This is a genomic window from Rhodococcus sp. C3V (genome assembly GCF_029269915.1).
Taxonomy (GTDB): domain Bacteria; phylum Actinomycetota; class Actinomycetes; order Mycobacteriales; family Mycobacteriaceae; genus Rhodococcus_F; species Rhodococcus_F qingshengii.
Genome location: NZ_JARJBE010000006.1, coordinates 198551 through 208697 on the forward strand (window position 1 = coordinate 198551; position 10147 = coordinate 208697).

Below are 10147 nucleotides of genomic sequence, written 5' to 3' on the forward strand. Positions count from 1 at the left end.
GGCGAGCAACCAGGCGGGAATCAACCCGGTGGTAATACTCCGGGAGGGAATCAGCCGGGCGGAAACGAGCCGGGCAATCCCGGATCATCGGGAAGTTCGGGATCGTCAGGAAGTTCGGGTAGTTCCGGGAGTTCGGGACCGTCCGGAAGTTCCACAGGTTCCGGATCAACCGGTAGCTCGTCAGGTTCGGGTGGAACGACGACCGCCAAACCCACCGGGCCGACAGCGCCGACGGAGCCGACCGTCCCGACTGTGCCAACCGTACCGACGGTGCCGACCACTCGCACCGAGCCGACCTTCCCGACCCCTCCGACCCAGCCGACAAATCCCACGGAACCTACGTAGCCGACACGACGCGACTGGTTCCGAGGGGGAACACCGACGATGACAGAGTTCGACGTCGCGCTACACCGCGCTCTGAAGAAGTTTCAGAGCGCGGGGTCAGTTCAGGTGAAGGAGACTCCGCCACACGGAGAACCGGCCGATCTGACTGTCGCGATCGCGACCTACGACGATTTCGACGGCGCGTACTTCACGATCCACTCGATCTTGGTCCATCATCGCGAGGTTCTGGACAGAGTCGAATTCGTCTTGTTGGACAACAACCCCGAGGGGTTGCCGGCGCCGATGCTCGAATCGTTTGCCGGTTACATCGATCGGTTCCGCTACATCCCGTTCACCGACGTTCGATCGACTGCGGTGCGGGACGTCCTGTTCCGCAAGGCCACCGGAAAGTATGTCCTTGTCCTCGACTCTCACGTGATCTTGGCACCGGGATCGTTGTCGGCGTTGCTGGCGTATTTCGACGCGGACCCGGAAACCGACGATCTGATCCAGGGACCGATGCTCTCCCAGGATTCCTCGCACATCGCGGCCACCCACATGGACCCCAAGTGGCGCAACGGGATGTTCGGCTCGTGGGGAGTTGATCCGCGAGCGAAGCAACACCCTGACGTGCCTTTCGAGATCGTCATGCAGGGCCTCGGCTCATTTGCCTGCAGGCGTGAGGCATGGCCGGGATTGAACTCGCACTTCACCGGATTCGGCGGTGAAGAGGGATACATCCACGAGAAGTTCCGGATCAACGGCGGAAAGGTCGTCTGCCTTCCGACATTTGGTTGGCACCATCGATTCGAGCGCCCGGCCGGTGTCCCGTATCGAATAAACTGGGAAGATCGTGTTCACAATTACCTGCTCGGTTGGAGTGAGGTCGGATGGGATCTCGACTCACTCCATCGTCAGTTCTCCAGGTACCTCGGTGATTCGTATCCCGAGATTCGTCACCGTGCCGAGCTGAGCGTCCAGCGACCCGAGTTGGTCTTCGGTGGGGTGGTCGTTCTCAGCGACGACGGCCGAGTCGCTCCGTGGCGTTCATGCCTGGCGGAGGCCGAGTCGATCGAACTGACCGTTCACCGTGCCATTCCGGCGGAGGACGACGGTCCGGATGGGTGGAGGACGGCCTCTGCGTTCGTCGCCGGACTCGACAAGGCAATTCTGCTGGGCTGGAAGTCGGTGGTTTTTCTGGACGAGGCGCGCGTGATCGAACCCGCGGTTATGTACAAGCTACGGAACATCGTCGACGACCTCCCCGCCGAAGCCGATACGGCTGTCATCCACGCACACGGCGAAGATCTGGTCGGAGCTGCACTGATTGTTCGCGCGGCGACATACGGAACTTTGCGAGACGAACTCTCACGAAGGATCAACGGACCCGTGCCGTCCGACTTCTCACTGGCGGCTTATCTGCTCGAGCGAGGCGCAGTCGACGTTGTGCTCGATCGCCCACTGTCGCCTGTCCGAGTAGGGGGAGAACCCAACCCCGTTGTCGAGGATTCTCAGTCGGACCTCGGTGTTGCCGTCGTGAATCTCGATCTTGACATCGACAGATGGAAAGCGTCCTGGCATAGATTCATTCGCTTACCGCGCGTAACAGCGGTGGAAAGAGTGTCGGCTTTCGAGGACGCGATGAATCAGGACGCGGCCTTCACCGTCTCGTGGCGTCGTGCGCTCGCTCGGGCGACTGAGAAGGGCTGGGATTCGGTCCTCATCGCTGCTGACGACGTCAGTTTGCTGGATGCCGCCGCATCGATCCTTGGCCATGCCCGCGAAGAGTTGGATCACGGCGATTGGGATGTCGTCCACCTCGGACACGACCCGAAATCGAGGGACGGAGCTCTGCTCGACGGTTCGGCACTCTTGCGCACCAGTCCTGAGAACCGTGGCGTCCACGCCGTTCTCGTACATTCGCGCGCCTTCGAGCGAATTCTCGATGAGATTGCGGATCCGGAGTCAGATCCCGAAGCATTCGGACAATGGGCGGGTCACTACCGAACTCTGGGCGACTACCTGGTGGATGCGAGTGCCGGGGGAGCGCTCACGTGCCTGACGCTGTCGCCCGGCATCGCCTCCACACGCAGCCTGATTCGTTCGGGCGCAATCGAATCCGAATACTCACGACGCTTCGCACTGTGAGACCACCACCGAAACGAAATCGGATTCGCTGAATCAAGGAGATATCTTGACCGAACTACTCGAAGGTGTGAGACCGCAACGCTCTCAGACGGTGGAGAGCAACGATCTCACCGACGGTGTTGTGCTGTACGACAGTTCCAGCGAGGTTGCCCATCACCTCAACCCGGTCGCGACGTTGGTGTGGGAACTGTGTGACGGCCGGACCGTCAGCGAAATTGTCCAGGCCGTGGCAGAAGTGCTCGAGATCCCTGACGACGAGGCGAAGTCGGTAGTCAACGAGACGTACGGACAGCTGAGCACCTCTCGTCTGCTGGTGTGAGAATTCCGTGACAGGCAACCACGTACCACAATTCCGGGCGCATTACCTTTGGGTTGACGCGATTGTGCGCGGTTTCCGCATACCCGAGGTCGGTGTCGTCGAGCATCGGATTGCCAGCCCGTGGCCTGCGGACAACAACGTCGAAGTTGGGATTCAGCGGAATCGAGCGACATTCGGTCGCTGGGACGTCACCATCGAATCGACCATCAGCGGCAGCCGTGAAACGCTGATCGGTCTGGACGGTCTCCAGCTCGCGGAGAGCGTGTACCGCACGGTGCACCGGGATGTCATGACGGCCGCGCACGCCCGAAATTGGACACGCCTGCACGCCGCTCTGGTCGACTGCAACGGTGTGAGAGTGGCGATCGCCGGGCATTCCGGGGCGGGCAAGACCACCTTGGCGCTCGCCCTTGCCTTACGGGGTGCACAACTGCGTGCTGACGAAGGCGTCTTCATTCGTGGTACCGAAGCTGTGGGCTTACCACGGCGGGTCCACCTCAAAGCCGGTACGTTCGACGTCCTCCCGGAGATCAAAGCGCACGATTCGCTGCATCTTCCGTACGCCCCGCCGGTGTGGGCGTTGGACCCGTCAACCTTGCCTGCTGAACGAAACGTCAGCTCGGCGGTTCGCGGAATCGATCTGGTGCTGATCCTCGATGGATGGGACAAGGGGCCGACTCGACTCGCTCCGATGCCCGTACCCCAAGCGATACAGTCGCTAGCCGAGCAATCCGCACTGTGGTCCGACAACCACGGATTGACCCTGAGAAACATCGCTGCTCTACTCTCGAATGCCCCGTGCTACAGACTGATTCGACATCACGGCGATACCGGCGCCGACACCGTGGAGGAACTGGTGGCGTCATGCGTGACACCCGGTACCTGATTTCCATGTTGAAACCCGAGTGTGGGGCCGACGTCATCCGCTTGTGTACGCAGCAGGATTGGCCCAGAGTCATCGACGCCGCTGTAAGGCACAAGGTATTGCCGCTGCTCGCCTCCCGAGCGGTCGAGGCCGGCTTCGCATCGGTCCTACCTGCGAGCTTCGCGGAAATGCTGTCGGAATCCTCGGCCACCGCATCGAGTCCGGAATTGACGCTGAGCCTTGTCCATCACCGAAACACCATAAGGATCTCGGACCTCGACGCGCAGCGAGTGGAACTGCAAGAGTTGTTACACAGCAACGGATTTCCGACGGTTGCACTGAAGGGTGCCGCCCTTCTCGAGCGAAAAATCTGGCCGAACCCGGCAGCTCGACGGATGACGGACATCGACCTTTTGGTCGTCGACCCTGCACATGCCGTTCCGGCCAACGACGCGATCCTCGATTTCGGCTACCGAATGGTCCGCCCTGACGAAGTGGACTCCGACTCCATCGATCACGACGATCATCAGGAACCGGCACTCCTTCGCGACGACCGTCATGGCTCCGTCGAAATCCATTCGCACTTACTTCCGAGGTTCGCCCGTCACGCGCTGACCCGGGAGGCCGCAGTCCGAGGAATCAGCGCGGAGGCGGAAGAATCCCGCCTTGCGATGGCCGACGTGACGCTGCACGTCATCGCTCACGCGCGGCTTGCCGATCGGGCCTTGATTCGAGCCGATTTGTCGTTGAACAGTGTCTTCGACGTGGGGTACCTGCTCACTTCCGAACCGGAACTCGCTGTGACGCTCTCCAGACGCCAGTTGCCACGCGATGTCCGTCGGGCGGTGAACGTCCACTGGGCGGCGGTGGAATCGATCTTCGGCGTCAGTACCGGAATGACGACCATCTCGGCGCGTTGGTGGTGGCGATGGACGCTGTGGTTGGCGGATCGCCCACGCCTGCACTCGCTCTACCGCGATCTGGTCATGGTGCCGCTCTTTCTCGACCGTGATCGGCTTTCCATCCGGGACGGGCGCGACCTACGTGGATGGGACTTGGCCCGCTCACGCGTGTCCCACTTCGTCCGTCGTGCGAAAACTGCCGTCGAAGATGCCGGGGGAGCGGCGTGAAAGTACTGATCACGGGCGGAGCGGGATTCATCGGAAGCACCGTAGCGTCGAAGTGCGTCGACGCCGGGATCGATGTCGTGATTCTCGACAACCTGCTGACCGGCCGCGCCGAATTTGCGCACAGATTCCCGTTCTACTGCGGCGACATCGCGGACGAGAAACTGCTCGACAAGGTATTCGCAGATCATTCCGATATCGATGCGACAGTTCACTGTGCGGCCTTGATCGTGGTCGGAGATTCCGTGAGTAGCCCGGCACGGTACTACGAGAACAACGTATCCAAGTCGCTGACGCTGGTATCGAGTGTCCTTCGGAACGGGTGTGAGCGCTTCTTGTTCAGTTCCTCTGCGGCGGTGTATGCGCCGAGCGACGGTGGGTGTGTCGACGAACGCTGGGGGATCGCACCGCAGAGTCCCTATGCGCACAGCAAGGCTCAGTTCGAAACGATGCTCGACGACATTGCGGCGGCCACTGAATTATCGGCGATATCTCTACGCTACTTCAATCCGGTCGGGGCAGATCCGGAGCTGCGAAGTGGTACACCATCGGCACACCCGACCCACGCACTCGGAAAGCTGTTCGAATCATATTCGACAGGAACGCCTTTCAGGGTTACGGGAACGGATTGGCCGACGCGCGACGGATCCGGAGTGCGTGATTACGTTCATGTCTGGGACCTTGCAGACGCTCATGTTCGAGCACTGGAAAGGTTCGACCGGGTCACCGCTGAATCATCACGCATGACTGTGGTCAATCTGGGCAGCGGGCGGGGGACGACGGTGTGGGAATTGGTACACACATTCGAGAACGTGCTCGGTGAAGATATCGACGTGGTCGCTGCCGGCCGACGCACCGGTGACACTGCCGGCGCTTATGCGTCGAACGATCGTGCGTTGCGACTACTCGGGTGGGTTCCGACATTCACCCTGGAACAGGGGATCGAGGACACCGCGCGGTGGCTGGCAGTGCGGCCGCACCTGCTCAACTCGGTGTAGCCGAACGTCAGCCCGTCGGGTCGTCGTCAACGGTGATGTTGTTGCTACGTAGCCAGAAGGTGGCGTCCGGATTCCACCCGGCGAGCACAGTGGCCCCCGCGTTGGCCGAAAACGGGATCGCGACACCTGGCGTGGTCAGATAAGCCATCATGGTCAGGTGCACGGCGTCGTAATCCGCGGACACCGAAACCCAGTCCGGAATGAACCAGTCACGGTATTCACCGGTCGTGTCGTACCACACGGAGCGACGTGAAGCGGGCACTGGCAGGGGATAGGTATCGACCAGATTCGCCCAGTCCTGCGGACCGGTGATCTCGTAGATCCGGGGCGCGCCGTAGATCCTTACCGGCTGCACCCGCGCCTCGTTCGAGGAGCTGTCTTCTTCGAGAAACACCCCGAGGGCCCCGATACCGTCGCGGGCCCTGGTTGTTTCGGTTGTGCCGTTGGCAAACGGGATAGACCACCATTCGCCTCCGATGTGACGGTCCGGATCTTCGATCTGGTATTCCAGAAACCGGCGTTCGTAGTCGAGTGCCTCAGCACGCCACTGTTCGAGGCCGTCCTCTGCACGGTAAATCCGCAAGGGAAGGTCCGACCAGCCGTAAATAGGGTTTCGCTTTTCAACCAGATTCTGGTTCAGAAGGTCAGCAGGCTCGGCCCACCAGGCAGTGTGTGGCGAGTCGAGTAGTGCTTCGGCAATCGGTCGCAATGCCGCGATCACCTCAGGGCGGACGAAGATCAGATCTTCTTCGTCCGGCGGCTCCCAGTAGCGTGCAAAATCTACGGCATACGCAAGACAGTGCAGAATCTCGAGTTCCGACATTTCTGCTGGCACGCGTACCCGACGTTCGCGCAGAACCGACGACCACGCGGTGAGCCGAGGACGAGCGCAACGGAATCCATGTGGGTGAAGCTAGCGGACAAGCTGACGGGGGACGTTCGAATAACTATTACTTGACATAATGTAGATTATCGGCAAATTCTCGACCTGGTGATATCCGGCTCACGCCTGGTTCGTGCAACCTTCCTTGTTTCCGCCCACCTATGTCTGTCTGCCGGTACATTTGCCGGCTTTCCTGCGTTTCCGTCCTAGATCTGCGACCGGCTTGCACGACTCGACCATTGCGACTCCGCGATCGCCGGCTGAATTGGTACCGATCACCGCCTGGCCTCGCCGGCGACTGCGGCTACGCCGCGCGACCTGGACGTCAGGAACGACCAATAAGTGCTCTGATGTGGATTGATGCCGATAAACACGTCTCACCGACTTCCGGCTACCCCACCTCAATTCGTCACTGTGACGTATTATGGTCGACAGGCTGGAGGCGAGTTCAGTTCCATTGTCATCGCCACGGACTACTATCGCCGCATGTGTTGTATTCGACCGGCCGCTTCTCATGGTCAGTGGCCGCGATGAGCGACACACCCAAGGTCGTGCATCGCTGGCTCGCAGTGCCAGACCAGTTTGACCGATTCACGCGATTCTTGCGCGACAACGGAATTCTGATGCCGACTCGGATAGGCATCGGCGTATTGGTTTTCCTCCTGGGTATCACGATTCTGCTGAAGCGACTGGGCACTCATTCGGTACAGACCATCGGATTTCCGTTGGACGTCGTCGTCGCAGTGCTTGTGATGATCGGCGGAATTGCCCTGCCTGTCGTAGCGACCACCCGTGAAAGGTCGTATTTCTTCGTCGTTGCCGGGGACTTCGCCGTTGCGGTGATCGTGCTGGCTGAGGCGAATCCGGATCAGAGATTGCTCGGATGTCTCGTCTTCGGGCTCGTCGGCTCGTACATAGCCTTCTTTCACAATCTTCGAACTCAGCTGTGGCACCTGCTGTTTTCCGGGGCGGTCATCGTTGTTGCCAGCATCGGCGTGTTCACCGATGTACCTTCTGGCCTTCCAGACGTCCTGGGGCGCATTGCCTTTGCCATTCCTGTCATCACTGTCATACCGGTGGTCACGCAGATTGCTCTGGCGCTCCTGAGCAACGACGCTCAAAGCTCAGAACTCGATCCGTTGACGGACCTGCTGAATCGGCGCGGACTCGCACGGCGGACTTCCGAACTACTGCAAGCGAAATCCAGCCTCGACCAGTCTTTGCTGGTGGTGGTGATCGACATCGACAATTTCAAACACTTCAACGACACCTACGGTCACGACGTCGGCGACCGAGTCATACTGCGCACGGCCTATCGACTACACGACTGGGCCAGATCGGACGCGGCGATAGCGCGCATCGGCGGTGACGAGTTCGTCGTCGTTCAGATGATGCCGTTGCCGTACGTCGGCGATCTACTGGCCCGGATCGCGCCCATCATGAACTCCCCTACAGGCGAACCAATCTCGACGACAAGCATCGGCATAGCCATCCACAACGGCGCCTGGCCGGACGTACAAGCAGCAGAAAGTGGCGTTCACGATCTACATCGCCTCGCCGATTCGGCGATGTACGAAAGCAAGAGAATGGGTGGAAATCACGTCCACTCCATCGTTCTCACCGATCAACAGCTACAACAGCCACAACAGTCAGGCGGTCGTTCAGTCCTCTGAATCGTCGATCAGATGCATCGCGGCTTCCTCTGCCGACGCTGCGCCGCCGTCGATTCCGACGTCTCCGGCAATGAGTTCACTTTCCTCGTCCTCGTATCTGCCCTCGTCTTCGGCAACGAGACGCCCGACCCGACGGTTACCCACTTCGTCACCGTTCGGGAATTCTTCTTCCCGTTCGAATTCGTCGGCATCGGCGGGATCCTTCAAAGGATCTCCGAGCGACGCGTACGGATCGGGTTCTTCTTCGGCCAGGCGCTCGTCGAGGGTCTCCCCCGCTGATTCCTCGCTGCCGGTCAACCCGTGGGCATCAAGTCCCAGTGGGCGTTCCGGTGGTGAGATTCCCTCGTCGAGAATGTCGTCGACGCCTCGATCGATCAGAGTGTCTTCAGGTTGAAGCTGGTCGTCGGGATCGAGACTGTAATCGCCATTGCCGGCCGCGCCGGTGTCATCCGTGTCGCTCATACGATCAACGATGCCACGGGCACACCGAGTTGGCCATGTGCCGCGCCTGCTCGATACGTCACTCCGGAGACATTCAGCACGAACGCGGGGCCGGCACTCCGTCGAATCGGTCCTGTAGGTACTCGAATGCGGTGGGCAGACCGAGGACCGCAGTGGTGAGGTGGTCCGGGCTGGGGAACAGTTGGGATTGAATCGTGGCTCCGGCGGCGCAGTACCGCGAAATCGTGTTGACCACCGAATCGATGGGGATCAGAACGTCGTCGGGTGTGTGCCATTCGAACACCGGGGCAGTCGGCACACCCGGATAGAGTTCGACGCTGTTGTCGTCCATCACCTTTCGCACTTCAGGGCTGGACAGCAAGGATGTCGACGTCGACACCTGAGAGGCACTGCGCCCGGCACCGACCCTGAGGATGTCGTTGGTGCACGCGTTGGTGAGTTCGGCCCGCATCGACCGTCCGAGGTCGTTGAGTTGGTTGCTCAGCGGCAGTAGGTCGGGATACTCGCGTTCGAGGCCCATTGCTGCGGCGAAGGCGAGGCCGAATGCCGGGTGCGGATCCTGTCCGAGGCCGTTTGCCATCTTGGACAGATTCATCGGGACGCCGCCCTCGGCTACACCGACAAGGTTGACCTCGGGTGCGTAGCTCGGGGCCAGTGCGGCCGCCCACGCGGTGGCCATGCCGCCGCCGGAGTAGCCGGCAATACCTACAGGGCTGGCGCCACTACGCAATTCGGGGACTTTCTGAACGGCGCGGATACCGTCGAGCGTGATCTGTCCGCCCAGGCGCGCGGCGCCGTACGCACTGTTGGGTCCGAGATGGTCGGGAAGGGCAATGGTCCATCCACGTTGCAGCGCGACGTTGAGGATGGGCGCTTCACGGATGACGATGTTGGGATCCGATGCGTAAAGCGCGCGAGATGGCGCACATCCCGTACCGAGTGCATTGACGATGTGCTGATACGAGAGCAACGGGCCGTCTTGTGCTTGATTCGGCGGGACCAGGATCGTGCTGACCGCGGCAATAGGCTTGTTCTCTGAGTTCGTGGACCTGTAACTGACCTGCCAGATCGCGACGCCGGGAAAGGTCATCAGGTCAGGGGCCCGGCGCACGGAGATCGGCGTGCCGGCGGTCCCCTCGGCAGCTGCTTGCGAGTAGAACGGGTCCGGGTCCGGTGCCGGATATGCGGGATCGGCCTGTGCAGTCCCCCCGGAGAGCAGTGCGGCAGTCAGTGCAGCGGCAGTCAGCATCGATCCGGTAAACACGCGTGTGGTTCGCAGTTTCAACGTTTTCCCCTCGTCCGGACCCACCCGGGGTCCATCACCCTGTGTGTTTCACTCATACCCATG

General features: G+C 60.8%; 10 protein-coding genes. 6 read left to right on the forward strand and 4 right to left on the reverse strand.

Going from position 1 to position 10147, the window contains the following annotated elements; genetic code table 11:
• Window positions 1-50 precede the first annotated feature (50 nt).
• Window positions 51-332, reverse strand: coding sequence for a hypothetical protein (locus P3G66_RS17760; RefSeq protein WP_042450929.1), 282 nt, complete (start codon window positions 330-332; stop codon window positions 51-53).
• Window positions 333-384: 52 nt separating this feature from the next.
• Here P3G66_RS17760 and P3G66_RS17765 point away from each other — a divergent pair, with 52 nt between their 5' ends.
• Genes P3G66_RS17765 through galE form a run of 5 tightly spaced genes read left to right on the forward strand, consistent with a single transcriptional unit; the run spans window position 385 to window position 5781 of the window.
• Window positions 385-2472 carry a glycosyltransferase gene (locus tag P3G66_RS17765; RefSeq protein ID WP_042450931.1) on the forward strand — a complete coding sequence of 696 codons (2088 nt, stop codon included), beginning with the start codon at window positions 385-387 and terminating at the stop codon, window positions 2470-2472.
• Between the two features lie 46 nt (window positions 2473-2518).
• Window positions 2519-2791: a PqqD family protein gene (locus P3G66_RS17770; RefSeq protein ID WP_007732082.1), complete on the forward strand. Its 273-nt coding sequence runs from the start codon at window positions 2519-2521 to the stop codon at window positions 2789-2791.
• Window positions 2792-2798: 7 nt separating this feature from the next.
• Window positions 2799-3677, forward strand: coding sequence for a hypothetical protein (locus P3G66_RS17775; protein ID WP_276116940.1), 879 nt, complete (start codon window positions 2799-2801; stop codon window positions 3675-3677).
• On the forward strand, window positions 3656-4786 hold the full coding sequence (locus tag P3G66_RS17780; RefSeq protein WP_210377123.1) for a nucleotidyltransferase family protein: 1131 nt from the start codon (window positions 3656-3658) through the stop codon (window positions 4784-4786). Before P3G66_RS17775 ends, P3G66_RS17780 begins: the two co-directional genes overlap by 22 nt.
• A complete protein-coding gene (gene galE, locus P3G66_RS17785) occupies window positions 4783-5781 on the forward strand; it encodes a UDP-glucose 4-epimerase GalE (RefSeq protein WP_047270556.1) in 999 nt (332 codons plus the stop codon). Before P3G66_RS17780 ends, galE begins: the two co-directional genes overlap by 4 nt.
• A 7-nt stretch (window positions 5782-5788) precedes the next feature.
• Here galE and P3G66_RS17790 read toward each other — a convergent pair whose 3' ends face one another.
• Complete coding sequence (locus P3G66_RS17790) at window positions 5789-6616, reverse strand: hypothetical protein (protein ID WP_257230601.1); 828 nt, start codon at window positions 6614-6616, stop codon at window positions 5789-5791.
• Window positions 6617-7287: 671 nt separating this feature from the next.
• Here P3G66_RS17790 and P3G66_RS17795 point away from each other — a divergent pair.
• On the forward strand, window positions 7288-8337 hold the full coding sequence (locus P3G66_RS17795; protein ID WP_230793231.1) for a GGDEF domain-containing protein: 1050 nt from the start codon (window positions 7288-7290) through the stop codon (window positions 8335-8337).
• Here P3G66_RS17795 and P3G66_RS17800 read toward each other — a convergent pair.
• Both P3G66_RS17800 and P3G66_RS17805 read right to left on the reverse strand, forming a co-directional pair.
• Window positions 8326-8799 carry a DUF5709 domain-containing protein gene (locus P3G66_RS17800; RefSeq protein ID WP_003945009.1) on the reverse strand — a complete coding sequence of 158 codons (474 nt, stop codon included), beginning with the start codon at window positions 8797-8799 and terminating at the stop codon, window positions 8326-8328. The two genes, P3G66_RS17795 and P3G66_RS17800, sit on opposite strands and share 12 nt — an antisense overlap.
• 73 nt (window positions 8800-8872) lie before the next feature.
• A complete protein-coding gene (locus tag P3G66_RS17805; protein ID WP_030536368.1) occupies window positions 8873-10078 on the reverse strand; it encodes a lipase in 1206 nt (401 codons plus the stop codon).
• Window positions 10079-10147: the final 69 nt, after the last annotated feature.